23 protein-coding genes and 1 tRNA gene are annotated in these 23,719 nt (G+C 69.9%); 4 read left to right on the top strand and 20 right to left on the bottom strand.

What is annotated here, in order from left to right; translation table 11 throughout:
* Positions 1-10: 10 nt before the first annotated feature.
* The 4 genes from atpB to ACFSZT_RS12055 all read right to left on the bottom strand — a co-directional run bounded on the left by atpB (position 11) and on the right by ACFSZT_RS12055 (position 3,376).
* Positions 11-799, bottom strand: a complete 789-nt coding sequence (atpB, locus tag ACFSZT_RS12070; protein WP_377394481.1) for a F0F1 ATP synthase subunit A — start codon at positions 797-799, stop codon at positions 11-13.
* Positions 800-1,056: 257 nt separating this feature from the next.
* Positions 1,057-1,431 carry a hypothetical protein gene (locus ACFSZT_RS12065; RefSeq protein ID WP_377394575.1) on the bottom strand — a complete coding sequence of 125 codons (375 nt, stop codon included), beginning with the start codon at positions 1,429-1,431 and terminating at the stop codon, positions 1,057-1,059.
* 59 nt (positions 1,432-1,490) lie between these two features.
* A complete protein-coding gene (locus ACFSZT_RS12060) occupies positions 1,491-2,654 on the bottom strand; it encodes a glycosyltransferase family 4 protein (RefSeq protein ID WP_377394483.1) in 1,164 nt (387 codons plus the stop codon).
* 71 nt (positions 2,655-2,725) lie between these two features.
* Positions 2,726-3,376, bottom strand: a complete 651-nt coding sequence (locus ACFSZT_RS12055; protein WP_377394484.1) for an L-threonylcarbamoyladenylate synthase — start codon at positions 3,374-3,376, stop codon at positions 2,726-2,728.
* A 76-nt stretch (positions 3,377-3,452) separates the two neighbouring features.
* On the opposite strand from ACFSZT_RS12055, the gene ACFSZT_RS12050 reads away from it, so the two are divergent.
* On the top strand, positions 3,453-3,821 hold the full coding sequence (locus tag ACFSZT_RS12050; protein WP_377394486.1) for a hypothetical protein: 369 nt from the start codon (positions 3,453-3,455) through the stop codon (positions 3,819-3,821).
* A gap of 4 nt (positions 3,822-3,825) precedes the next feature.
* Here ACFSZT_RS12050 and prmC read toward each other — a convergent pair whose 3' ends face one another.
* From prmC to argS, 9 genes are all read right to left on the bottom strand, one after another.
* On the bottom strand, positions 3,826-4,689 hold the full coding sequence (gene prmC, locus ACFSZT_RS12045; RefSeq protein ID WP_377394488.1) for a peptide chain release factor N(5)-glutamine methyltransferase: 864 nt from the start codon (positions 4,687-4,689) through the stop codon (positions 3,826-3,828).
* Between the two features lie 327 nt (positions 4,690-5,016).
* Positions 5,017-6,093 carry a peptide chain release factor 1 gene (gene prfA, locus ACFSZT_RS12040; protein ID WP_377394490.1) on the bottom strand — a complete coding sequence of 359 codons (1,077 nt, stop codon included), beginning with the start codon at positions 6,091-6,093 and terminating at the stop codon, positions 5,017-5,019.
* A gap of 99 nt (positions 6,094-6,192) precedes the next feature.
* The gene (gene rpmE, locus ACFSZT_RS12035; protein WP_377394491.1) at positions 6,193-6,420 is read right to left on the bottom strand and encodes a 50S ribosomal protein L31; all 228 of its coding nucleotides are present in this window, start codon (positions 6,418-6,420) and stop codon (positions 6,193-6,195) included.
* Between the two features lie 115 nt (positions 6,421-6,535).
* Positions 6,536-8,521, bottom strand: coding sequence for a transcription termination factor Rho (gene rho / locus ACFSZT_RS12030; protein ID WP_377394493.1), 1,986 nt, complete (start codon positions 8,519-8,521; stop codon positions 6,536-6,538).
* 340 nt (positions 8,522-8,861) lie between these two features.
* Positions 8,862-9,740 (bottom strand): homoserine kinase, encoded by an 879-nt coding sequence (thrB, locus tag ACFSZT_RS12025; protein ID WP_377394495.1) that lies wholly within the window; start codon positions 9,738-9,740, stop codon positions 8,862-8,864.
* Complete coding sequence (gene thrC / locus ACFSZT_RS12020; RefSeq protein WP_377394497.1) at positions 9,737-10,807, bottom strand: threonine synthase; 1,071 nt, start codon at positions 10,805-10,807, stop codon at positions 9,737-9,739. The genes thrB and thrC overlap by 4 nt, the downstream gene beginning before the upstream one ends.
* 5 nt (positions 10,808-10,812) lie before the next feature.
* Complete coding sequence (locus tag ACFSZT_RS12015) at positions 10,813-12,126, bottom strand: homoserine dehydrogenase (RefSeq protein ID WP_377394499.1); 1,314 nt, start codon at positions 12,124-12,126, stop codon at positions 10,813-10,815.
* A gap of 211 nt (positions 12,127-12,337) precedes the next feature.
* On the bottom strand, positions 12,338-13,777 hold the full coding sequence (gene lysA / locus ACFSZT_RS12010; protein ID WP_377394501.1) for a diaminopimelate decarboxylase: 1,440 nt from the start codon (positions 13,775-13,777) through the stop codon (positions 12,338-12,340).
* 2 nt (positions 13,778-13,779) lie between these two features.
* A complete protein-coding gene (gene argS, locus ACFSZT_RS12005; RefSeq protein WP_377394504.1) occupies positions 13,780-15,435 on the bottom strand; it encodes an arginine--tRNA ligase in 1,656 nt (551 codons plus the stop codon).
* Between the two features lie 127 nt (positions 15,436-15,562).
* On the opposite strand from argS, the gene ACFSZT_RS12000 reads away from it, so the two are divergent.
* Both ACFSZT_RS12000 and ACFSZT_RS11995 read left to right on the top strand, forming a co-directional pair.
* Positions 15,563-16,396: a DUF3105 domain-containing protein gene (locus ACFSZT_RS12000; RefSeq protein WP_377394506.1), complete on the top strand. Its 834-nt coding sequence runs from the start codon at positions 15,563-15,565 to the stop codon at positions 16,394-16,396.
* A 4-nt stretch (positions 16,397-16,400) separates the two neighbouring features.
* Positions 16,401-17,120, top strand: coding sequence for a DUF305 domain-containing protein (locus tag ACFSZT_RS11995; protein WP_377394508.1), 720 nt, complete (start codon positions 16,401-16,403; stop codon positions 17,118-17,120).
* 3 nt (positions 17,121-17,123) lie between these two features.
* On the opposite strand, the gene ACFSZT_RS11990 is transcribed toward ACFSZT_RS11995, so the two are convergent.
* A complete protein-coding gene (locus ACFSZT_RS11990; RefSeq protein ID WP_377394510.1) occupies positions 17,124-18,050 on the bottom strand; it encodes a cation diffusion facilitator family transporter in 927 nt (308 codons plus the stop codon).
* Positions 18,051-18,257: 207 nt separating this feature from the next.
* On the opposite strand from ACFSZT_RS11990, the gene ACFSZT_RS11985 reads away from it, so the two are divergent.
* Positions 18,258-18,330: transfer RNA gene (locus tag ACFSZT_RS11985), tRNA-Arg, on the top strand.
* Between the two features lie 130 nt (positions 18,331-18,460).
* Here ACFSZT_RS11985 and ACFSZT_RS11980 read toward each other — a convergent pair.
* The 6 genes from ACFSZT_RS11980 to ACFSZT_RS11955 are packed head-to-tail and all read right to left on the bottom strand — an operon-like array spanning position 18,461 to position 23,527.
* A complete protein-coding gene (locus ACFSZT_RS11980) occupies positions 18,461-19,873 on the bottom strand; it encodes a tyrosine-type recombinase/integrase (protein ID WP_377394512.1) in 1,413 nt (470 codons plus the stop codon).
* Entirely contained in the window at positions 19,873-20,070 is a 198-nt protein-coding gene (locus ACFSZT_RS11975) for a helix-turn-helix transcriptional regulator (protein WP_377394514.1), read from the bottom strand. The genes ACFSZT_RS11980 and ACFSZT_RS11975 overlap by 1 nt, the downstream gene beginning before the upstream one ends.
* A gap of 47 nt (positions 20,071-20,117) precedes the next feature.
* Complete coding sequence (locus ACFSZT_RS11970; protein ID WP_377394516.1) at positions 20,118-21,170, bottom strand: AAA family ATPase; 1,053 nt, start codon at positions 21,168-21,170, stop codon at positions 20,118-20,120.
* A gap of 16 nt (positions 21,171-21,186) precedes the next feature.
* The gene (locus tag ACFSZT_RS11965; protein ID WP_377394518.1) at positions 21,187-21,948 is read right to left on the bottom strand and encodes a DNA cytosine methyltransferase; all 762 of its coding nucleotides are present in this window, start codon (positions 21,946-21,948) and stop codon (positions 21,187-21,189) included.
* The gene (locus tag ACFSZT_RS11960) at positions 21,948-22,889 is read right to left on the bottom strand and encodes a bifunctional DNA primase/polymerase (protein WP_377394520.1); all 942 of its coding nucleotides are present in this window, start codon (positions 22,887-22,889) and stop codon (positions 21,948-21,950) included. Before ACFSZT_RS11960 ends, ACFSZT_RS11965 begins: the two co-directional genes overlap by 1 nt.
* Entirely contained in the window at positions 22,889-23,527 is a 639-nt protein-coding gene (locus tag ACFSZT_RS11955; protein ID WP_377394522.1) for an HNH endonuclease family protein, read from the bottom strand. The genes ACFSZT_RS11960 and ACFSZT_RS11955 overlap by 1 nt, the downstream gene beginning before the upstream one ends.
* Positions 23,528-23,719: the final 192 nt, after the last annotated feature.

The raw sequence follows: 23,719 nt of genomic DNA, 5'->3' as shown, positions 1-23,719 counted from the left end.
CGTTACTTACTCAGTGTTCAGCGGCGAGCGCCGCGCCGATGTAGTTGGCCGACAGCAGCGCGAAGATGTAGGCCTGCAGGACCTGGATCAGGGCCTCCAGGAAGGTCAGGACAATCGCGAAGGCGAAACTGACCAGCCCGACCGGCTTGAACGCCGCGCTCGCCTCCAGCAGCAAGAACTCGCCGCCGAGCGTGAACACCAGCAGCAGCAGGTGCCCCGCGAACATGGCCGCGAAGACTCGCAGCGCCAGCGTGACCGGGTTGATGAAGAACTTCTGCAGGAACTCGATCGGCGTCAGCAGCGGGAGGATGAAGCCGGGAGCTCCGGCGGGCACCGTCTCCTTCTTGATGTAGCCGATGAATCCGTGCCGCTTGAACCCGACGAAGTGGTAGACCGGGTACACCACCAGCACCGACAGTGCCAGCGGGAAACCGAAGTGCGACATCGTCGGGAACTGGATGACGGGTATGATCCCGAAGATGTTGTTCACGAGGATGAACGTGAACAACGCGAGGATGAGCGGTACGAACGGCTTGAAGTCCTTGGAACCGATCTGTTCCCGGGCGATGTTGTTGCGCCCGAAGTCGTAAATCGACTCGGCCGCGAACTGGAACTTGCTGGGAACGATCTTCAGGTTCCGCGAGGCGATCAGGAAGAACGCCGCGACGATGACCACCGACAGAACGGCGAGCACCATCGGCTTGGTGACGAAAGTTCCTTCACCGAAGATGGGTGGAAGGTCGAAGTCCTTCGCACCGGGGGCGACGAACTCGCCTTCGGCTAGTACCAGCGCGCCCAACTGGGCTCCTTCCGGTTCTCCCGGCCGGCGTTCACTCCGCCGGGGGAATCGTCACGATCAGGACTTAACGTACCTGATACTGATCGAGTAGCTGGAAGCGGCTCTACGTTTTGTAGGAGAACGGCCGTGCCCCACGGGCCGTGCCCCTGGCACGACGGGGAGCGCGACCGCAACCGCGTCCACGGGCCGGACGATACCAGCCGCCCGATTCGCGCCGTACGCCCGTACTCCTTAACCGGCCGGTAACCGCGTTTCGCCTAGTCAGGGATGATCGTAGGGATCTTGGTGCGCTTGAACGCGACCATCTCGGCACCGGCCCAGACCAAGATCACCGCCATCATCGTGAGGGCCAGCGACAGGGTGTGCAGAGCGTCGACCCCGCGGAGCAGCGTCATCACGCCGAAGATCACGACGATCTTGAAGACGTAACCGATGAGCGCGACCGCCATCACGGCCATGGGTTCCATGGCGGACGACTTGCGCATCATGAACAGCGTCGCCAGCGACGAGGCGAAGGCCACGACACCACCGACGAGCGCACCGAGCAGGCCTTCGGTACCGACGAGGACGGTCGCCACGACCGCACCGACCACCACCACGGCGATCGCCGGCCACAGCGCGGTGCGCAGCATGGCGTCGGCCAGCTTCAGCACCTGCTGGGCGTGCGGATTGGTTTTCTCGGACTGCTCGTTCACGGTGCTCCCTGGGAATTGCGTGACCTCAGTCTAGGGACCATCGAGATGAGGGCCGCGATGAGCAGCCCGGCACACGTGATCCAGAACACGGCAGCCGTGTCGAACAGGGTCACCGCGACCGCTCCGAACGCGAGCAACGCCGCCCACAGGTAGATGAGCAGCACGGCACGGCGCTGGGAATGCCCGATCTCCAGCAGCCGGTGGTGCAGATGCATCTTGTCGGCGGCGAACGGGCTCTCGCCCCGGCGGGTGCGCCGCACGACGGCCATCACGAGGTCGAGCAGCGGGAGGAACAGCACGGCGGCGACGACGAACAACGGCGAGAGCAGAGCCACGACGTCCGTCGCGTCGAACGACGTGTAGTTGATCTTGCCCGATGCCGAGGTGCTGGCGGCGGCGAGCATGAGCCCGATCATCATCGAGCCCGAATCGCCCATGAAGATCTTCGCCGGCTGGAAGTTGTGCGGTAGGAAGCCCAGGCAGGCGCCCGCCAGCGTGGCCGCGATGAGCGCGGGCGGGTACGTGCCGACATCCCCGCCCGACGACGCGAGCAGGCCCAGCGAGAACGCACACGTCGCGGCCGCCGCGATGAACCCGAGCCCACCCGCGAGGCCGTCCAGGCCGTCGACGAAGTTCATGGCATTGACCATCACGACCACGAGCAGGACCGCGAGCAGACCACCCTGGTTGCGATCGAGGATCAGCACCTGGCCGAGCGCCTCGCCATCGCCACCCCACGGCACCCAGAACGACACCCACTGCAGTCCGAAGAGGACAAGGATGCCCGCGCACATCACCTGACCGGCCAGCTTGGTCCAGGCATCGAGCTCGAACCGGTCGTCGAGCGCGCCGATCAGGACGATGACGCCGCCTCCGATGAGGACGGCCACGGGGTCGTAGGAGTACTCGAACGCACGGCGCAGCACCGGGAGCTGGTGCGCCAGGGCCATGCCGCCGACGACGCCGAGGTACATCGCCAGCCCGCCCATGCGCGGGATCGGGATGACGTGCACGTCTCGCGCTCGGGGCACGGCCACGGCGCCGGCCTTGATGGCGAAGCGGCGCACCACGGCGGTGAGGAGGAACGTCACGGCCGCGGAGACGAGAGCGACCAGGATGTACTCGCGGATCGGCAGGCCGGCGGTCACTGTGGGAGTCACGACTGCGTCATCCCCTGCCGGAGAGGTGCTGCGGGGTCACGGCGCGCAACGCTATCGCCACCGCAGCACGGTCACCTCCGGGGGCCGACCTCCACACCCAGCACCTCCGACACCGCCTCGGCGCTCACCGCGCCCTCCCGCAACAGCACCGGCTCCTCGCCGGTGAGATCGACGATCGTGGACGGCACCGGGTCGCCGCTCGTGCCGCCGTCGAGGTACACCGACACCGACTCGCCGAGCTGCTCCTGCGCCTCCTGCGCGGTCGACGCGGGCGGCCGGCCGGAGACGTTCGCGCTCGACACGGCCATCGGCCCGACCTCGCGCAGCAGCTCGAGCGCCACCGGGTGCAGCGGCATCCGGAGCATCACGGTGCCCCGCGTGCTGCCGAGATCCCAGTTCAGGCTGGGTGCGTGCGGAAGTACGATCGAGAGGTCTCCCGGCCAGAACGCCTCGATGAGCGCGCGGGCCTGCTGGGGGACGCCGAGCACCAGGCCGTCCACAGTGGACCACGAGCCCACCAGGACGCCCACCGGCATGTCCGGTCCACGGTGTTTGGCCTGCAGCAGCGACCGCACCGCACCGGGGTCGAACGCGTCGGCGCCGATGCCGTAGACCGTGTCCGTCGGCAGCACCACGAGTCTGCTGGAGCGCACGGCCGCGGCGGCGGCCTTCAGGCCGTCCGCTCGGGTGTCCGGGTTGCTGCAGTCGTACACCGCGCTCATGAAGGCAGAGCTTAGCGACCCCCGCACCGGCCCGCGCAGGGGCGGCGGCCCAACGACGATCGAGGTTGGAACGGTCATGACACACCCCGCTGATCCGCACCGCAATCCCCACGACCTGCCCGCCGCTCCCCCGGTGAATCCGGGCGAGCAGGCGCCCCTGGCGCAGGGCAAACGGGCCGGCTTCGGCTCGGCGCTGCTGGCGGCGCTCGTGTGGGTGCCGGTGAACTTCGTGATCGCACTACTCGTCGCCGGAGCGCCGAGCGCCGAGCAGGCGGGCGCGTTCATCGGTGCCTCGATCGTCCCCGCGGTGCTCGCCGGGCTCGTGACGTGGCTGATCGCCAAGCGCAGCACACCGGCCTGGGCGTTCTGGAAGCTGGTGCTTCTCGCGTTGCCGTTCTACCTGCTCGTCCGGTTGCTGCTCGCGAGCGCGAGCACCGGGGCGTAGGCACTCAGCCCCGGCGGGCCGTGACGAAACGGGGCCGCCCGGCCAGGTCCGGGTGGTCCCGCACCTCCGTGAGCACCCGACGGGCCCGCAGCAGCTCCGGCACAGCGGTGCCGTGGGTGTCGTCGTGCTCGATGGCCACCCCGCCGCCGGGCCGCAACAGCCGGGCGGACATCGCGACGACGTGACGGATGACGTCGAGCCCGCCCCCGGCCGCGAACACCGCCTGCGGCGGGTCGTGCTCGGCCACCTCCGGCGGCACGGGCGTGCCCTGCGGCACGTACGGCGGGTTGCACAGCACCAGGTCGACCAGCCCGTCGAGTTCCGCGAACACGGTGTGGTCGGTGACATCGCCCGAGTAGAGGCGGATCGGCGTGTCGCCCGCTTCCGCCCGGGCGTCGGCGTTGTGCCGTGCCCAGGCGAGAGCGGTGGGGTCGTTGTCGACGGCGTAGACGACGGCGTCGGGCCGCTCGTGCGCGACGGCCAGCGCGAGCGCCGCCGAGCCCGTGCACAGGTCCACGACCACCGGGTACTCGCGTCCCTTGAGCACCGACAGGCCCCACTCCAGCAGGAGCTCGGTCTCCGGCCTCGGCACGAACACGCCCGCGCCGACCTCCACGGTGATGCCGCCGAGCGCCGCCCAGCCGGTCAGGTGCTGCAGCGGCACGCGCTTGGCCCGCTGGGCGACGAGCCGGCCGATGGCCTCCACCACGGGTGGGTCGACCAGTGGTGTCAGCGGTAATCGCCCCCGGTCGACACCGAGCACGTGCGCGGCGATGAGCTCCGCGTCGGTGCGCGGCGAGGCCACCCCGGCCTGCTCGAGAATGCGGGTCGCCTCCAGAATCGCCAGTCGCAGGGGCTGTCTTTTCACATCGTCCAGCCTGGCACACGCCTCGATCGTCGAGCGGGACATACGCCGCGAGAGTGGTCCGCGTCCGCCACATCGACTCGATCCGCCTCGTCCAGGGCCGCCAGTGCCCGCCGGAGCGTAGCGACGAGGCCGGACGGAGTCCCAGGTCGGGCCGGTCGGCAACAAGAGCCGAACCGGCCGCCGGCACTTCCCATCGCGACCACGTCGGACGCCGGTCACCGGCCGAGACGCCGCCGGGCCGCCCGGCCTCCGACGTCGTCGACAGGGCCCGCCTGGGTCCGGACCCACGCCACTGACCACACGGCGGCCCGAACTCGGAGGCTGCCGTCAGGACTGCGCGTCGGCCAGCCGCTCCTCGCGGTCGGCACTCTGCAGGGCGTCGAGGACGCCGTCGAGCTCCCCGTCGAGCACCTGGTCCAGGTTGTAGGCCTTGTAGTTCACCCGGTGGTCGGAGATCCGGTTCTCCGGGAAGTTGTAGGTCCGCACGCGCTCGGAACGGTCGACGGTCCGCACCTGGGACCGGCGGGCATCGGCGGCCTTGGCCGCGGCCTCCTCCTCGGCCAACGCCTGCAGCCGGGCCTGCAGCACCTGGATGGCCCGCGCACGGTTCTGGATCTGCGACTTCTCGTTCTGGCACGACACCACGATGCCGGTCGGCAGGTGCGTCACGCGCACGGCGGAGTCCGTGGTGTTGACGCTCTGCCCGCCCGGGCCGGACGACCGGAACACGTCGATCCGCAGGTCGTTCGGGTCGATCTCGACCTCGACCTCCTCGGGTTCGGGATAGATGAGCACGCCGGCGGCCGAGGTGTGGATGCGACCCTGCGACTCGGTCGCAGGCACACGCTGCACCCGGTGCACCCCGCCCTCGAACTTCAACCGCGCCCACACCCCGTCCACCACGGCCTCCGAGCCCTTGCTCTTGATGGACACCGTGACGTCCTTGTACCCGCCGAGGTCGGACTCGGTCGAGTCGAGCACCTCCGCCTTCCAGCCCCGCCGCTCGGCGTAGCGCAGGTACATGCGCAGCAGGTCGCCCGCGAACAGGGCCGACTCCTCGCCCCCTTCGCCGGACTTGATCTCCATGACCACGTCGGCGGAGTCGTAGGGGTCGCGCGGGAGCAGCAGCTCGGTGAGCCGCGACTCGAGCGCGGGGATGCGCTCGGCCAGCTCGTCGGCCTCCTCGGCGAACGTTTCGTCCTCCGCGGCCAGTTCCTTGGCGGCGGCGAGGTCGGAACGGGCGGCGTTCAGCTCGTTCAGCGTCTTGACCACGGGAGACAGCTCGGCGTATCGGCGCCCCAGTTTGCGTGCCCGCGCCTGGTCAGCGTGCACGGACGGGTCCGCGAGCTGGTCTTCCAGCTCGGCGTACTCGTCGAGCAGCCCCTGGAGGGAACCGGATTCCACTGCACTCCTTCGTTGCGCAAGCCGCGCGCCGCACTGGCGCCGAACACGAAAACGGCGCCCGCACCGCCACGAGGGCAGGTGCGAGCGCCGTTGGTGAAGCTACTTGGCGTTGGTCTTCTTCTGACGCTTGCCGTAGCGAGCCTCGAACCGTGCGACCCGGCCACCGGTGTCCAGAATCTTCTGCTTGCCGGTGTAGAACGGGTGGCAGTTCGAGCAGATTTCGACGTAGATCTTGCCCGTGTCCTTCGTGCTGCGCGTGGTGAAGCTGTTACCGCAGCCGCAGGTGACCTCGGTCACCACGTACTCGGGGTGAATACCGCTCTTCATGGGGTCCTCTCTCGTTGGCCGCCGGGTCCTCGTGCCGAGGTGAACCGGAGCCGGACGTCAGCGGATCGATTCTGCCAGACACGTGCAACGTCGCTGCACGCGCCCTTGTTCCTGCTCAGTCGTCGTCGAGACCCGGAGTCGTCTTCGACACCTGCATCAGGAACTCGATGTTCGTCTTGGTCTTGCGGAGCCGGTCGATCAGCAGATCGATGGCCTGCTGCGAGTCGAGGGCGTGCAGCACCCGGTGCAGCTTGTGCGTCACCGCCAGCTCGTCCGGCGAGAGCAGCAGCTCCTCCTTGCGGGTACCGGACGGGTTGACGTCCACCGCCGGGAAGACGCGCCGCTCGGCGATCTTACGGTCGAGCTTGAGCTCGGCGTTGCCGGTGCCCTTGAACTCCTCGAAGATCACCGTGTCACCGGTGGAGCCGGTTTCCACCATCGCCGTGGCGAAGATGGTCAGCGACCCGCCGTCCTCGATGTTGCGTGCCGCGCCGAGGAACCGCTTCGGCGGGAACAGCGCGGTCGAGTCGACACCACCGGAGAGGATCCGGCCGGACGCCGGGGCCGCCAGGTTGTAGGCACGGCCGAGGCGGGTGATCGAGTCGAGCAGCACCACCACGTCGTGGCCCATCTCGACGAGCCGCTTGGCCCGCTCGATGGACAGCTCCGCGACCGAGGTGTGGTCCGACGGCGGACGGTCGAAGGTCGAGGCGATGACCTCGCCCTTCACCGACCGCTGCATGTCGGTGACCTCTTCCGGCCGCTCGTCCACGAGCACGACCATCAGGTGGCACTCGGGGTTGTTCGTGGTGATCGCGTTGGCGATGTCCTGCATGATGGTCGTCTTGCCCGCCTTCGGCGGCGAGACGATCAGCGCACGCTGCCCCTTGCCCACCGGCATCACCAGGTCGATGACGCGCGTGGTGAGCTTGTTCGGCGTGGTCTCCAGGCGCAGCCGCTCGTTCGGGTACAACGGCGTCAGCTTGTGGAATTCCGGGCGCTTCTTGGCGACCTCGGGGTCCAGCCCGTTGACCGAGTCCACCCGGACGAGCGGGTTGAACTTCTGCCGCTGCTGCTCACCCTCACGCGGCTGGCGCACCGCGCCGGTGATGGCGTCACCGCGCCGCAGGCCGTACTTGCGCACGAGCGAGAGCGAGACGTACACGTCGTTCGGCCCGGGCAGGTAGCCCGAGGTGCGCACGAACGCGTAGTTGTCCAGCACGTCGAGGATGCCGGCCACCGGAAGCAGGACGTCGTCCTCGCGGATCTCGGTGTCGGCGTTGCCGCCGCCCTCACCGCGGCCACCGCGCCTGCGCCGGTCGCGGTAACGCCGTCCGCGGCGGCCGCCGCGCTCGTCGTCGTCCCCGCCGCCGGCATTGTTGCGGTCGCCGCCGGAGTTGTTCCGGTTCTGGTTGGCGCCGCCGTTCTGCTTGCGCTGGTCGCCCGAGGACTCGCCACGCTGCTCGCCGGAGGACTCCCCGCGCTGACCGGACTCCTCGTCGGTCTTCTGCTGCTGCGCGGCGGAGTCGGAGCCACCGGAACCACGGCCGGAGCCGCCGCGACGCCTGCGCCGTCCTCCGCCGTCGCTCTGGCCGGAGTCGGCGTCGCCGTCCGGCTTCTTCTCGGTGGCCTGCTTGCTCTCGGCCTTCTCGTTCCTGTCGGTCTGGACCTTTGCGGCCTGCTCGGTCGACGCGCTCACGGCGGACTGCTCGGACTCGGCCTTCGGCGCGGCCGCCTTCTCGGCACCCGTCGCCTTCTCGGCACTCGCCGGCTTCCGCGCGGAGCTCTTCGCCTCGCCGGTCTCGCCGACGCCGTCGAGCGGCAGCGTCTCGCCACTGCCCGCCGTCGTCCGGCCGCGCTTCGACTTGCCCTGGCGCTCGCGAATAGCGGCGATCAGATCGCCCTTGCGCATCCCCGTGGTGTCGCCGATGCCGAGTTCGGCGGCCAGTGCCCGCAGGTCGGCGATGACCATGCCGGACAGCCCGCCGGGACGCCGCTTCGGCGTCGCGGCCGCACCGTTGGTCTGCGGCGTCTGCTCCCCATCACCCGGCGCTGGCGCCTGGGTGCTCGCGTCGCCGCTCAAGAGATCGGTGTTGCTCACACATGTCCTTCCTGACCGATCCACGCCTCCACGGTGGACCAGCGGACCGCCGCCCGCGTCCGAATTGCGAGACGGCGTTTCAGTTCCCTGCGAGCGATCCGGCTGAGACGTGGGAGTCGCAGCGGCGGAGCCGCTTGCACGGGATGGGGCCGACCACCGTGGCTACCGGGAACCCCCGTCGATAACGGAAGATGCGACCGGGAGAAGCTCCCGGGACCATCACCGGGTGCGGAACAAGCACGGTGACCGAACGCCCCCGAGGGTAGACCGACCAAGGTCGCGGTGCAACAACCACCCCTGTCAGTGGCGTGCCTCACGCCCTGGCAGGACCGTACCGCGGCTACCTCGCGGTGATGTGGACACCGGTCGGGTCGATCGCCAGCTCGGTGACGTCGAATCCTTCAACACCGACGTCCTCGGGAAGTATTCCCGTCGTCGTCAGCGCCAGCACGGTCGGCCCCGCGCCGGACACGGCGGCCGCCACGCCGTGTTCCCGCAGCGTGCGGACCAGCCGGGCCGTGTCCGGATACGCCGGCGCGCGGTAGGCCTGGTGCAGCCGGTCGTCGGTCGCGGTGAAGAGCAGCTCCGGGCGCTCGGTCATGGCGTACACGCCCAGTGCGGCGCGGCTCACCGAGAACGCCGCGTCGGCCAGTGGGACGCGCTCGGGCAGCAGGCCGCGCGCCTCGCGGGTCGAGGACCGCGTCGAGGGAATGGCCACCACGGGCCGGATCGCCGCGTGCGGTTCGAGCCGCTCGGCGTGGAACCGGCCACCGGAGTTCCACGCCACCACGAACCCGCCGAAGAGGCTGGCCGCCGCGTTGTCGGCGTGTCCTTCGAACTCGGCGGCAAGTTGCAGCGCCAGGTCGTCGATGGCCCGGCCCGCTAGCGCGTAACCCGCGGCGATCCCGGCCACCACGGCCGCCGCCGACGACCCGAGCCCCCGGGAATGGGGAATGGCGTTGTGGCACCGCAGGCGCACGCCGGGCAGGTCGACGTCCAGCACCCGGCACGCCCGCCGCAGCGCCCGCACGATGAGGTGGGTGCCGTCGGTGGGCACGCCCTTCATCTCGCCCGCGCCCGCGTCGATCACCTCGACCTCGAGCCCGGACGGAGTCACCTCGAGCTCGATGACGTCGTGCAGGGCGAGCGCGAGACCGAAACTGTCGAAACCGGGGCCGAGATTCGCCGTCGACGCGGGGACGCGGACGGTCAGCCTCACGACAGCTCCAGCGCGGACGCCACCGCGCGCGGGTCGACGGCCAGCGGCTCCACCTCGACGTTGCCCTCGAGCGCGGTGGCCGGGTCCTTGAGACCGTGACCGGTCACCGTGCACACGACCGTCGAGCCCCGCGGGATGCGGCCGTCGGCGGCGGTCAGCAGCAGCCCGGCGACGCTGGTGGCCGACGCGGGCTCGACGAACACGCCCTCCCGCCGTGCCAGCAGGCGGTAGGCCTCGAGGATCTTCTCGTCGGTGACCGCCTCGAACAGCCCGCCGCTCGCCGTCTTGGCCTTCACCGCCGACTCCCACGACGCCGGGCTGCCCACCCGGATCGCGGTCGCGACCGTCTCCGGCGACTTCACCGGTTCACCGTGCACGAGCGGCGCGGCACCGGCGGCCTGGAAGCCGAACATGCGCGGCGTGCGGTCCACCACGCCGTCCGCGGCGTACTCGGCGTAACCGGCCCAGTAGGCGGTGATGTTGCCGGCGTTACCGACGGGCAGGCAGTGAATGTCCGGCGCCGTGCCCAGCACGTCGCAGATTTCCCACGCCGCCGACTTCTGGCCCACCAGCCGCACGGGGTTGACCGAGTTGACCAGCGTCACCGGGTAGTCGGCCGCGGTCTTGCGCGCGAGCTCGAGGCAGTCGTCGAAGTTGCCGTCGACCTGGAGGATACGGGCACCGTGCAGCACGGCCTGCGCCATCTTGCCGAGCGCGATCTTGCCCTGCGGCACGAGCACGGCGCTGGTGAGCCCGGCACGTGCCGCGTACGCGGACGCCGACGCCGACGTGTTGCCCGTGGACGCGCAGATGACCGCCTGCAGCCCGCTGGCCAGCGCGTGCGTGATGGCCACCGTCATGCCGCGGTCCTTGAACGACCCGGTGGGGTTGGCCCCCTCCACCTTGAGGTAGACGGTGCAGCCGGTGAGCTCCGACAGGTACGGGGCGGGCAGCAGCGGAGTGTTGCCCTCGCCCAGGGTGACGATCTCGGCGCCCTTGGGAATCGGGATCCGCGACGAGTACGCCCGGATGATGCCCGGCCAGCCTGCCCGGGCGGTCTGGTTCACGAGATTCACGAATCCTCGCCTTCAACCCGCATGACGCTGACAACCTCGCGCACGACGTCGAGCCTGCCGATCTCGTCCACAGTGGCCTGGAGCGCGGCATCCGGGGCCAGGTGGGTCACCACCACCAGGCTCGCCATCGACCGTCCGTCCCGCTGGCGCACCGCGGCGATGCTCACGCCGTGCGTCGCGAACACCTGCGCCACCTGCGCCAGCACACCCGGCTTGTCGGCGACGTCGAGACTGATGTGGTAGCGCGTCGGCGTCTGCCCCATCGGCCGCACCGGCAGTGCCGCGTGCGCCGACTCCCGCGGGCCCCGCCCGCCCGCGACCTTGTTCCGCGCGGCCGCGACCAGGTCACCGAGCACGGCGCTCGCGGTGGGAGCGCCGCCGGCCCCCTGGCCGTAGAACATCAGCTGCCCGGCGGCCTCCGCCTCGACGTAGACGGCGTTGAACGCGCCGCTCACCCACGCGAGCTGGTGACTGCGCGGGATCATCACGGGGTGCACCCGGGCGGACACGGACTCGGTGCCGTCGTCGGCGGTCACCCGCTCGCAGATCGCCAGCAGCTTCACGGTCCGGTTCAGCGACTTGGCCGCGGCGATGTCGGACGCGCTGATGCCGACGATGCCCTCGCGATGCACGTCCGCGGCGGTGACCCGGCTGTGGAACGCCAGCGACGCGAGGATGGCGGCCTTGGAGGCGGCGTCGTAGCCGTCGATGTCGGCCGTCGGGTCGGCCTCGGCGTAGCCGAGCCGGGTGGCCTCGTCGAGCGTCTCCGCGTATCCGGCGCCGGTCGAGTCCATTGCGGACAGGATGAAGTTGGTGGTGCCGTTGACGATGCCCATCACGCGCATGATGCGGTCACCGGCCAGGGATTCCCGCAGCGGCCGCAGCAGCGGGATGGCACCGGCCACCGCCGCCTCGTAGTAGAGGTCGGCACCCGACTCGTCCGCCGCCTCGGACAGCTCCGCCGCGTATTCCGACAACAGCGCCTTGTTGCCCGTGACGACCGACTTTCCCTTGCGCAGCGCGGTGAGCAGCCAGCCGCGCACCGGGTCGATGCCGCCGATGAGCTCCACGACGATGTCCACATCGGACTCGACGAGGCTGCCCGCGTCGGAGGTCAGCAGGTGCTGCGGCAGCTCCGGGTGCTTGTCCGGCCGCCGGACCGCGATGCCGGCCAGCTCGATCGGAGCGCCGACCCGGGCGGCGAGCTCGTCGGCCTCGGCGAGGAGCATGCGGGTGACCTCGCTGCCGACCGTGCCGCAGCCGAGCAGTGCGACTCGAACCGCGCGCCCATCGTGGGTCGCGACCGTCATGACACCTCCCTGTCGCTCGGAACGCCGTGGCTCCCGCGAGCGGAAGCGGCGCGATTGTCGCTCACGACGCCTCCAGTGTTCTGCGGGACACCCGCACCCGGTCGGCTTACGCGAGCGGAAGCGGCGCGATTGTCGCTCACGACGCCTCCAGTGTTCTGCGGGACACCCGCACCCGGTCGGCTTACGCGAGCGGAAGCGGCGCGATTGTCGCTCACGACGCCTCCAGTCGCAGCATGTCCTCGTACGTCTCCCTGCGCAGCAGCAGCCGGTGGCCACCGTTGCGGACGGCGACCACGGCGGGCCGCGGTTGCCGGTTGTAGTTGCTGGCCATCGAGTAGCAGTACGCACCCGTGGCGGCGACCGCGATCAGGTCGCCCGGTGCCAGAGTGTCGGGCAACCAGCAGTCGCGGACGACGATGTCACCGGACTCACAGTGCTTTCCCACCACGCGGGACAGCATGGCGTGCACCGGCTGCGGCTGCCCGTCGTCGCTGGCGCGAGACACCAGCCGGACGTCGTAGGCGGCGTCGTAGAGCGCGGTGCGGATGTTGTCGCTCATCCCGCCGTCCACACTGACGTACCGCCGGGACTCGTCGTCACCGAGCGTGACGTCCTTGATCGTCCCGACCTCGTACAGCGTCACGGTGCCCGGTCCCGCGATCGCTCGCCCCGGCTCGCCCGCGATCCTCGGCACCGGAATGCCGGCGAACGCGCATTCCTTGTGCACGATCTCGCGGATCTGGGTCACCATCTGGGCGGGCGGCGGCGGGTTGTCCTTGTCGGTGTAGGCGATCCCGAACCCGCCCCCGAGGTCCACAGTAGACAAATGCTCGAGCGCCTCGGGCCCGTGTTCCTTGCGGAGCTCGGCCAGCAGGCCGATCACCCGCCGGGCGGCCACCTCGAAACCGTCGGCGTCGAAGATCTGCGAGCCGATGTGGCTGTGCAGACCCACCAGGCGCAGCGACGGGGCGTTGAGCACCCTGCGCACCGCCTCGGCGGCGTCACCGGATGCCAGCGAGAACCCGAACTTCTGGTCCTCGTGCGCGGTGGCGATGAACTCATGCGTGTGTGCCTCGACACCGACCGTGACGCGCACCAGCACCGACTGCACCACGTCGTGCCGGGCGGCGACGTCGGCGAGGCGGGCGATCTCGTAGAACGAGTCGAGCACCACCGTGCCGACCCCCGCCTCGACCGCCGCCTCCAGCTCCGCGATGGACTTGTTGTTGCCGTGGAACGTGATCCGCTCCGGCGGGAACTCCGCGCGCGCTGCGATGGCCAGCTCGCCACCGCTGCACACGTCCAGGCTGAGCCCCTGGCCGGCCACCCAGCGCGCGATCTCGGTGCTCAGGAACGCCTTGCCTGCATAGTGGACGAGGGCCGGGTCGTCGAACGCGGCCGCGTACTCGGCGCAGCGCGACTTGAAGTCGGCCTCGTCCACCACGAACAGCGGCGTGCCGTAGGTGCGGGCCAGCTCCCGGACGTCCACGCCCGCGATGCGTACCACGCCGTCGGGCGCACGGTAACTGTTGCGCGGCCACACCTTCGGGTAGAGCCGGTCGAGCTCATCCGAAGTGGACGGTGGAAAGCCTGCCTGGTCGGCGTGCGGGTAGACCTCGGCGTGACGGGGCCCCGCGGGGTGTGCACACATTCCTACATCCGTTCCGGGGCGGAGACCCCGAGCAGGGACAGTCCGTTGGCGAGCACCTGGCGTGCGGCCTCGCACAGCGCCAGGCGGGCATAGGTGAGGTCGGTCGGTTCCTCGTCACCCTGCGGGAGCACTCGCGCGACGTCGTAGAACTTGTGGTAAGCCGACGCGAGCGACTCGAGGTAGCGGGCGACGCGGTGCGGTTCACGCAGCTCGGCCGCCTTCGCCAGCACGCTCGGGAACTCCCCGATCGTGCGAATCAGATCCCCTTCGCGGGGATGCGTGAGGAGACTGAAGTCGGCATCCGGCTTCATCTCGATCTTCAGCTCGGCGGCGTTGCGCTGCAGCGAGGCGAGCCGCGCGTGCGCGTACTGCACGTAGAACACGGGGTTCTCGTTCGTGTGCTTGCGCAGCAGGTCCAGGTCGATGTCCAGGCTGGAGTCGACGGAATACCGCGCCAGCTCGTAGCGCGCCGCGTCGACCCCGACGGCCTCGACGAGGTCCTCCATGGTGACGACGGTGCCCGCCCGCTTGCTCATCCGCACCGGCTTGCCACCGCTGACCAGGTTGACCATCTGGCCGATCAGCACCTCCACCACGTCGGCGTCGTAGCCCATCGCGACGGCCGCGGCCTTGAGCCGGGCGATGTAACCGTGGTGGTCGGCGCCCAGCATGTAGATGCAGAGATCGAACCCGCGGTTGATCTTGTCGCGCAGGTAGGCGATGTCGCCCGCGATGTAGGCGGGAGCGCCGTCGCTCTTGATGACGACGCGGTCCTTGTCGTCGCCCTGCTCGGTGGAGCGCAGCCACCACGCGTTGTCGGCGTGGTAGAGGCTGCCCGACTCCTTGAGCTCGGCCACGACGTCGCCGACGGCGCCGGAAGCGTGCAGCGAGTCCTCGTGGAAGAAGACGTCGAAGTCGGTGCCGAAGTCGTGCAGGCTCTGCTTGATCTCCTCGAACATGAGGCCGACACCCACGCGCCGGAACAGCTCGTGCCGCTCGTCCTCGGGAAGCGACAGCGCGCTCGGCTCGCGGCGCAGGACCTCGGCCGCGATGTCGTCGATATACGCGCCCGCGTAGCCGTCCTCGGGCGGCGGCTCCCCCAGCGCGGAGGCGATGAGGGAATTGACGAACCGGTCGATCTGCGCGCCGGCGTCGTTGAAGTAGTACTCGCGTGTCACATCGGCGCCCTGCGCGGCCAGCACGCGGCCGAGCGCGTCGCCGACCGCGGCCCAGCGGGTGCCGCCGAGGTGGATCGGGCCGGTCGGGTTGGCCGAGACGAACTCCAGGTTGATCTTCCGGCCGGCCAGCGCGTCACCACGGCCGAAGGCGTCGCCCTCGCTCAGCACGCGACGGACGATCTCGCCCTGCGCGTCGGCCGCCAGGCGGAGATTCAGGAAACCGGGGCCCGCGACCTCCGCGGTGTCGACGCCTTCCGCGCCCGCGATCTCCTCGGCCAGCGCCTCGGCCAGCTCGCGTGGCTTCATCCCCACCTTCTTCGCGACCTGCAGGGCCACATTGGTCGCGTAGTCGCCGTGCTCGGGGTTGCGGGGTCGCTCCACCGTCACCGCGTCGGGCAGGACATTGTGGTCGAGGCCACGAGCCTCGAGCACCTTGACGGCGGACGAACGCACGAGGTCAGCAAGGGCGGAGGGAGTCACCAGGCGAGTGTACGGCCGGGGGTGGCGACACTCTGTCACCCCTACCGGCGGCCGTTGACTGTCCGCTCACGCCGGATCCCTACACTTCAGGGCGGGTACGCGTTCGGCGAAGGAGACAGCAGGAGCCATGGCGAGCGGCGCGAAACGAAAAGGCAACCCCAAGAAGAGTGCCGTCAAGGCGGCACGCGGCTCCGTGGTCGCCCAGAAGCAGACGCCGTGGGGCACGATCATCGCGGTCATCGCCATCCTCCTGCTCGCGGTCGGTGTCTTCGGCTACTACTACGTGGCCTCGAGCGACAACCGCGCCCAGAAGGAGCGCGAGGAAGCGGCCGCCTCGTTCGCGCCGAGCGCGCAGAACCCCGACCCGTCGAAGAACATTCCGGGCGTGGTCACCGCGCAGTACCGGGCGGGTGCGCACGTCCTGCCGACCGAGCGCGTCGCCTACGACAAGACGCCGCCCTTCGGTGGTCCGCACGACGGTTTCTGGGCCGCGTGCACCGGCACCGTGTACCCGAACGCCGTGCGCACCGAGAACATGGTGCACTCGCTCGAACACGGCGCGATCTGGATCGCCTACGACCCGAAGCGCGTGCAGGGCGAGGACCTCGACAAGCTCAAGGTGCGCGTACAGAACAAGCCGTTCATGATGCTGTCGCCGTACCCGGGCCTCGACAAGCCGGTGTCGCTGCAGTCGTGGGGCCACCAGCTGAAGGTCGACAGCGTCGAGGACCAGCGCATCGACCAGTTCATCGCGGCGCTCAAGCGCAACCCGAACACCTACCCCGAGGTCGGCGCCTCCTGTGACGCGCTCGGGCCCGGCCAGTTCGACCCGGACAACCCGCCGCCGTTCGACCCGAGCGAGCCCGGCCCGGACGCCAAGCCCATGGACTACGAGGGCACCGGCAACGCCGCGCAGGACCAGCCGATGGGCGACGGCAGCCGGCAGCCGTCCGGGAACTGACGCGATGGCGGACCCCGCTGCTGAGGACCCCACCACGGACGAGGACGTCCCGCGGCAGTCGTCGTGGTCACGCGTGGTCATCTTCGGCGCGGCGACGCTCGCGGTGCTGTTGATCGGCGCCACCATCGGCATGCTGATCGCCAGGACGGGCGACGACGAGCGGCCCGCCGGACAACCCGGACCGGTCGACATCGGCTTCGCCCAGGACATGTCGGTGCACCACCTGCAGGCGGTCACGATGGCCAACTGGGCGCGTGACCACAGCACCGATCCGGCCATCGTGCAGCTCGCGTTCGACATCGCGAGCACGCAGACCGAGCAGATCGGGCGTATGAAAGGCTGGCTCATGCTGTGGGGCCAGCCGGAGGAGCCCATCGGCGAGTACATGACCTGGATGTCCGAGCCGGACGGCCACGGGCACGGCCACGGCTCCGGGGACTCCGGCCGATCCGAGGGCGCCACGACGATGCCGGGCATGGCGAGCCAGCAGGAGCTGAACCGGCTGCGGTCGCTGTCGGGCCGGGAGCTCGACGTCTACTTCCTGCAGCTCATGCTCCGCCACCATCAGGGCGGCACGGAGATGGCCGAGTACGGCTACGACCACGCCTCGATCGGCGCGGTGCGCACGCTGGCGAGGAGCATCCTGGCCTCGCAGGGGCCCGAGATGAACACGATGCGCACCCTGCTGCGGGAACGTGGCGGCGAACCGCTGCCGTTCCCGTGAGCGTCACCAGCTGAGTTCCTCGCAGCGGCGTGCCGACTCGCGTGGCTCGACCTGCAGCGTCGCGTGCTCGATGGAGTACCCGGCCGCGAGCAGGTCCTGTGCCTCGGACAGCACGACCGTGGTGTCCGCGTCGGGTGCGACGGTGAGGTGCGCCGAGGCGACCTCCATGCCCGACGTGAGCGTCCACACGTGCAGGTCATGCACGTCCTCCACGCCGTCGAGTGCGGTCAGCTCGCCGCTGAGCTTGGCGACGTCGATGCCGCGGGGCGCGTGCTGGAACAGGATCCGGAGGGTGCGGGCGGCGAGCGACGCCGCACGTGGCAGCACCCAGAGCCCGATCGCCACGCCGACCAGCGGGTCGGCATACCGCCATCCGGTGAGCATGGTGACCGCGGCGCTGACGAGCACCCCGATCGAGCCGACCATGTCGGCGAGCACCTCGAGGTAGGCGCCGCGCACGTTGAGGCTCTCCTTGGCGCCGGAGCGCAGCAGGAAGAACGCCACCAGGTTGGCCAGCAGGCCCGCCGTGGCAGCGAGCAGCACGGGTAGCCCGGGCACCGCAGGCGGGTCGCCGATGCGCTGGACGGCCTCGAACACGACGTACCCGGCGACCCCGAACAACAGCACGACGTTGGCGAGCGCGGCGAGTACCTCCGCGCGGTAGAGGCCGAACGTGCGGGTGTAGGTCGGCCCGCTCCGCCGGGCGAGCACCACCGCGAGGAGCGCCATGCCCAGGCCCAGGACGTCGGTGAACATGTGGGCGGCGTCGGAGATCAGGGCCAGCGACGACGTGGCGAATCCGACGACGAACTCGAGCACCATGAACACGCCGCCGATGGCGAGCGCGGCGGCGAGCCTGCGTAGGTGGCGGCTGGAGGCGCTCGCGGCCGCCGACACGTCGACGTGCCCATGCCCGTGTCCGTGCGCCATCGCCGAGCCTCCTCGCGTCCACCGGCTACATATAGTCACATGCGCATAGGTGCAATACAGGTCAGCCTAACCTGCGAGGCGCGGGGGCGGTATTCCCGCCGACGGAGGTCACAAACCGCGCGGAACGCACCCCGCTCGCCAACCCGGGCCCCGCTCGCGAGCCGCGGAACGACCATGCGCTAAGCTTCAGGGGTCGCACAGCGATGGGCCCTCGTAGCTCAGTGGATAGAGCACTGCCCTCCGGAGGCAGGTGTCGCAGGTTCGAATCCTGCCGAGGGCGCCCAGCGATGAACACGCAAAACTGGCCCCGACCAGCGGAAACGCCAGTCGGGGCCGTTATCGTCTTTACCCGACCACACCCGGACAAACCCGGGCACCTGCGGGCAGCTACGTGCAATACGCGTGCACGGTCAGGGCTGGTGTCCGAGCGCGGCTTGCACGCGCTGACGCGCGATCACGTCCTGGCCGTAGAGGCAAGCCGCGTAGATCTCCATCAGCACGGTCAGTGAGTGCCCGGCCCACTCTGCCACCGTGGTCGGGTCCACCCCTCCAGTGAGCCACGTGCTCACTGCCGCGTGCCGGAGGTCGTACGGCCGCCGTGCCAGGGGTGTCGTGTGCGCCTCGGCGGTGAGCGCCCGCCTGCGAGCCTCCCGCCATACCCGGGTGTAGGTGATCATCGGAAGCTCTCCACCCTTCTCCCCTTGGAAGATCCGGCCGTCCAGCCCGTAGCCGTACTTGTTGATGTGGTGCCATAGGTGCTCGGTCAGCTCCGGCGGGCACGGCACAGACCGCCCCTCCCCTGCCGCGCGAGATTTGAGCTGCCGCCGGTCCCGAGGTGCACCCCCGTCTGTCCACCTCGCGCCGACATGCGGCGTGGCCTCGTCCAGGTGTAGTTCCCCCCACCCGTACACGTACCGCTGCTTGTCCGGATTCCACACCGGGTCCGGCAGCGACAGGTGCCGTTTGTTCAGCGCTGCAGCCTCTTCCGGCCGGAGTGCCGCGTAGTACATGCACGCGAAGAATGCGACCAGTCTCGGTCCACTGCGCTCGACTTCTCCGACCATCCGGATAAGCGTTCGGGCCTGAATCGGATTCGGCACGGCACGCTTATCGATCTTCCGCTTGCCCTTCGGCATGGCAGTCCATCTCACACCACGCAGCGGGTTCGCCTCGATCAGTTCCTTTTCCACGGCGTAGTCCAGCAGATTCCACAGAACCGACCGCGTTTTCCGTGCCACTGTCGGCGCGAACGGCTTGCCGTCCAGTCGCTTCGTCACGGCACGCTGCAGCTCGCGCAGCGTTTCCGGATCACTCACTACCTGAACTTTCTTCGTGTGGCGAGAGCACCATTCCAGCGTCTTCAGAACGTCGCCGGGCATTTCACCACTTCGGCGCATCGGCGGGTTGTACGCCCACTGCCGCAGCGCCGAGCGCAACTCCTTGGGTTGCGGTGCGTTCTTGCTCATGGGAACGAACACCGGGGCAACGCGAATCAAGGCCTCCGCGACCGTTTGCCGTGCCGTTGCTGCAAGGTCGGGCCACTTCATGTCCACGTACCGGCACGTGAAGTCGAACCACGACATGTCCTGATGGCCCTTGCGGATCATCGAGGTGGGTAGTCCGCTTACCGTGTCGAACGGTTCGCCACGGCACTGCGCCGATACCAAATCGGACCGGAAGCTATCGGCCTGGGTCTTGTTCTTGATGGTCTCGAAGAACTCGTTGCTCTCGACCTTCCAACGAACGCTGTAGCTGGTGACTTTTCCAGTCTTGTTCCTGCGGGGCGAAATCTGCCAGACACGGACCTTGTAGCTCTTGCCCATCAGGCGGCCACCTCCGCAAGCGAGTCAAGCCAAGACTCATAGTCGGACCGCCGAATTCGGAGTTTGCCGTTAGGCAGCTTTATGCACTGCGGCGCGCGCCCCTTGGCGCGCCAGTCATCGAACGTGGAGCGGGCAATACCGATCTCTTCGCAGAACTCATCTACGGTCATGTGGCGCCGGTTGGTCGCGGTGGCCATTCGGTCCCTCCGAGGTGTGACAGGTGGGTGGGGTGTCACAGCAGGTGTCACAGGTGTTTCTCCTGGTCAGGGCGGGTTGAGTGACAGAGTGACAGGTGTGACAGTTCGGGGTCGGGGCTGTCACTGTCACCGCTGTCGGGCGGGTGGTACGTCCCGCCGGCACTGGCGCGGAGCTGGCCCTTGTCGGCCATGCGTTTGCAGGTCTGCCGGACGGTGTTCGGGTTGAGTTCGAGCGCTTCGGCGATGGCGGCGGGTTTGCTGCCGGGGTAGTCGCGGACGAACCGCAGGATCAGCGCTCGGGTGTCCTGCAGCTGGTAGTCGGCGGCGGGGCCGTCGAGCTTGGTCCAGGCGCCGGAGTTGGCGTCGAAGCTCATCGCGTACTCGGCTTCCTCGACGTCGCGGCCGGTGACGTGCAGAACGCCATCGGCCTGGCCTCGCGTGCGCTTGAGCACCAGAGTGGCGTCCACCGCGCCGGTGAGACCGTTGGTGCCGGACACCATGTCCTGGAAGTCGTCGGCGCCCTGCTTGCGGACGTGGTGGATGAGCAGGAACGGCACGTTGTAGTGGTCGGCCAGCGCCTTGAACCGCACGGCGGCGGCGTAGTCGGCGGCGTACTGGGTCATGCCGTGCGGGTCGGCGCCGCGCATCTTGGCGAAGGTGTCGATGATGACCAGCCGCGCGTGCGGGTTGTCCTCCAGCCACTCACACAGCAGCGCTTCCCCGCCGTGCGCCATCGTGGGGCACGCGGTCTCCAGGGTGAGCAGCGGCGCCGGACGGCCGCCGTGGGCGAGCATCTGCCGCCTGCGTCGCTGCAGGCGACGGCCGGTGTCCTCCAGCGCGCAGTAGAGCACCGGGCCGCGCTCGACGTCGATCGCGCCGAGCGCGGGCTCCCCGTTGGCGATCGCCGCGCCCAGCCCCAGGGACAGCCACGACTTGCCGAGCTTGGGTGCCCCGGCGAGCAGGTTCAGCCCTTCGCAGAGCAGCCCGGGCACCGCCCAGCGGGGTTCCGGGAAGTCGACGGCCATCAGCTCGGCGTCGGTCCACCGGGTGCGGCGTGCCGGTTGCTCGGGCACCGCCGAGAGGGGGCGAACAGTGGTCATGGTCGCAATCTCCAGGTCAGGCGGCGGCCGGGTAGGGCGCGCAGGCGTGGTGGTGGGCGCTTATGAGGTGGCCGAGGTGTTCGGCGACCTGGGGTACGACGGCGTTGCCGAGGGCGCGGACACGGGGGCCGTCCAGCTCCGGGGGAACCCCATCAGCCACTCCACTTGTGTCGGGTGGGGTCGCCAGCAGCCCGTGGATTGGATCAGGCCACGGATGCGGGCCTCGACGTCGGCGCGGTAGCGGCCGCCTGTGCCCAGGCCCCAGCCGCGGCGGCCCATCGATGCCGTGGGGGTAGGCCAGGAGGAACAGTCGTTCCCGTGTGTGTGGGGCACCCACGGCGCACGCCGAGAGCACTGACCATTCCGCATCGAACCCGAGCGCGGCCAGGTCACGCAGGACCCATCCGAAGGCGTCACCGTCATCAAGCAGAGCTGCGACGTTCTCCACGAGGACGTAGCGGGGTCGAACCAGGCGAATGACTCGCTCCATCCAGGGCCAGCCCCAGCGTTCGTCCGCGACGCCGCGCCGGCGCCCGGCGCTGGAGAAGGGCTGGCAGGGGAAGCCGCCGGCGACGAGGTCGACGGCAGGTCGAACAGAGCGTGCCCACCAGGCGGGGGCGGTGCGGACGTCGTCATGCTTGGGTACCTCCGGCCAGTGACGGGCGAGGACGGAACGGCAGAACGGATCGAGTTCGACTTGGCCGACGGTGCGCATACCCGCCCTCTCCAGCCCGAGTTCCAACCCACCGATCCCGGAGAACAGCGACAACACGTTCATCAGGCCACGCTCCTGGGCCGATGGGCCCCGGCCTGCAGGCCGGAGGTGATGGTCTTCTCCGCCTCGCGTGCGGTGAACTGCCGCACCCCGATGTGCCGCCCCGCCGCAGTGCGCAGCGCGGCCCGCACCTCGTGCTCGCCGAGGGCGCCTCCGGCGACGAGCTGGCCGAGGGCGACAGCGGCGGCGTAGAGGGCCGCGTTGCGATTGGTGCGGGCCTGGGCCACGCGGCGGCACTCCTCGCGCAGCGCGGCGGTGAGGTAGCGGTCCCGGCGCCCGGTGGCCGGGCGGATCGGCACGACCGGCGCGGGCGGGAGCGGTGCCGGGGCCAGCCGCTGGGCCAGCCAGCTGGGCAGCGGCGCCACCGGCCCGTCGTAGAGGTAGCGGTAGCTCCCGGCCGTCGTGACCGAGCCGGGGGCGACGACGTAGCCGCCACCGGCGCGGGTGTCGACCTTCCAGCCAAGGCCGCGCCCGGTGTCGCCGCTGGTGTTGCGCAGCTCGACACCCTCGGGGGCGGTGAAGTACAGGTGCACCCCACCGGAGGGCGTGACCACGGTCAGCGTCTCGGCGGGCAGCGCGTGCCCGGCCTGCTCGGCCACGACGGCGAGCACGTCCTCGCCGCAGCGGGCGCCCTCGGCGGCCCACCGCTCGGGCACCTCCTCGCCCGGCTTGGCGGTGTCGAGGTCGAGCACGCACAACCGCGACCGGCCGGTGACGATGCCGACGTTGTACGGCGCGTGCGCCCACGCGGCACGGATCCGCGCCGCGTCGGTGGTAGCGCGCTGTTCCCAGCCCTGGTGACCCTCGGCGCACGCACCGGTGCCGGGGCAGCGCTCCGCCCCGTGTAGGGCCGGGCGCTTGCCGCCGGGCACCAGCGGGAAGACGTGCCAGCCACGCCCGGCCGCATCCAGCGCCGCGCGGGTAAGGACTTCGCGGGACTCCATCACCGCTCACCCCCGCTCGGGCAGTGCGCCAGCACCGAGCGCAGGGCGTGGGCCTCGGCCGGGTCGACGGTGAGGCGGTAGCGGTGTTTGGTCTGGACCCAGCGGGCGGCATAGCCGCACCGGTCCCGCTCGGGCAACCAGTCGGCCGGGTCCTGGTCGCCCTTGGCGCGGTTGCTCGACGCGCTCACGGCGACGAGCACGGCGGGGTCGTTGGCGTAGGCCTCCCGCTGCGCCTCGCTCCAGCCGCGCGCGCCGGAGCGGGCGACCTCGGCCAGCGGCACGAGGTGGTCGACGTCCAGTGCGGAGGGATCGGTGACGACCTGGCCGTCGTAGACGCTGATCCACTCGCCGGTCAGCGAGCAGTCCTCTCCGACGCGAACGTGCCGGGCCTGCTTCTGCAGCACGAGGTCGCGGGTGTCGCAGCCGCCGCCCACGGAGGACGACCAGTGCGGCCAGTCGTCGCGGTCGTAGGGAAACCCGGTGTCCTCCGGCGCGACCGGCAACGCGGCCAGCTCGTGGGAGGCCGCAGCCGGTGCGGACGACGGTTCGGCGGGGGCGGAGGGAAGCTGGCAGGCGGTGAGGGCGAGCGCGGCCAGCGCGGCGGAAGTGAGGCGGGCAAGGGTGGTGGGGGTGTCCATCGAGAACCCTTTCGTGGTTACTATCGGTAACGTATTTTGGCGTGAGGTGCCGACGCGGGTGAGGGAATCGGCAGGGAGCGGGCGAGGGAGTCTGCTGGTGGCGAGGGAGAATTCCCTTGCCGCTCCCCGCGTCGGGCTCCCTCGGTTTGATCAGCGGTTTTGGTGGGTGGAGGGAACGAGGGAGCCGAGGGA

This window comes from Prauserella oleivorans, from assembly GCF_042685745.1.
Taxonomy (GTDB): domain Bacteria; phylum Actinomycetota; class Actinomycetes; order Mycobacteriales; family Pseudonocardiaceae; genus Prauserella_A; species Prauserella_A oleivorans.
This window is presented reverse-complemented; position numbering and strand designations above follow the sequence as displayed.

Bases quoted from the DNA above. Each gene is read 5' to 3' on its own strand.
- ACFSZT_RS12015 (WP_377394499.1), bottom strand. From the start codon at position 12,126: ATGACGGTCGCGACCCACGATGGGCGCGCGGTTCGAGTCGCACTGCTC.
- ACFSZT_RS11960 (WP_377394520.1), bottom strand. From the start codon at position 22,889: ATGGAGTCCCGCGAAGTCCTTACCCGCGCGGCGCTGGATGCGGCCGGG.
- ACFSZT_RS12050 (WP_377394486.1), top strand. From the start codon at position 3,453: ATGACACACCCCGCTGATCCGCACCGCAATCCCCACGACCTGCCCGCC.
- ACFSZT_RS11995 (WP_377394508.1), top strand. From the start codon at position 16,401: ATGGCGGACCCCGCTGCTGAGGACCCCACCACGGACGAGGACGTCCCG.
- ACFSZT_RS11955 (WP_377394522.1), bottom strand. From the start codon at position 23,527: ATGGACACCCCCACCACCCTTGCCCGCCTCACTTCCGCCGCGCTGGCC.
- ACFSZT_RS11975 (WP_377394514.1), bottom strand. From the start codon at position 20,070: ATGGCCACCGCGACCAACCGGCGCCACATGACCGTAGATGAGTTCTGC.
- ACFSZT_RS11990 (WP_377394510.1), bottom strand. From the start codon at position 18,050: ATGGCGCACGGACACGGGCATGGGCACGTCGACGTGTCGGCGGCCGCG.
- rpmE (WP_377394491.1), bottom strand. From the start codon at position 6,420: ATGAAGAGCGGTATTCACCCCGAGTACGTGGTGACCGAGGTCACCTGC.
- ACFSZT_RS12065 (WP_377394575.1), bottom strand. From the start codon at position 1,431: ATGCTGCGCACCGCGCTGTGGCCGGCGATCGCCGTGGTGGTGGTCGGT.
- ACFSZT_RS11970 (WP_377394516.1), bottom strand. From the start codon at position 21,170: ATGACCACTGTTCGCCCCCTCTCGGCGGTGCCCGAGCAACCGGCACGC.
- ACFSZT_RS11980 (WP_377394512.1), bottom strand. From the start codon at position 19,873: ATGGGCAAGAGCTACAAGGTCCGTGTCTGGCAGATTTCGCCCCGCAGG.
- ACFSZT_RS11965 (WP_377394518.1), bottom strand. From the start codon at position 21,948: ATGAACGTGTTGTCGCTGTTCTCCGGGATCGGTGGGTTGGAACTCGGG.
- lysA (WP_377394501.1), bottom strand. From the start codon at position 13,777: ATGTGTGCACACCCCGCGGGGCCCCGTCACGCCGAGGTCTACCCGCAC.
- ACFSZT_RS12055 (WP_377394484.1), bottom strand. From the start codon at position 3,376: ATGAGCGCGGTGTACGACTGCAGCAACCCGGACACCCGAGCGGACGGC.
- ACFSZT_RS12000 (WP_377394506.1), top strand. From the start codon at position 15,563: ATGGCGAGCGGCGCGAAACGAAAAGGCAACCCCAAGAAGAGTGCCGTC.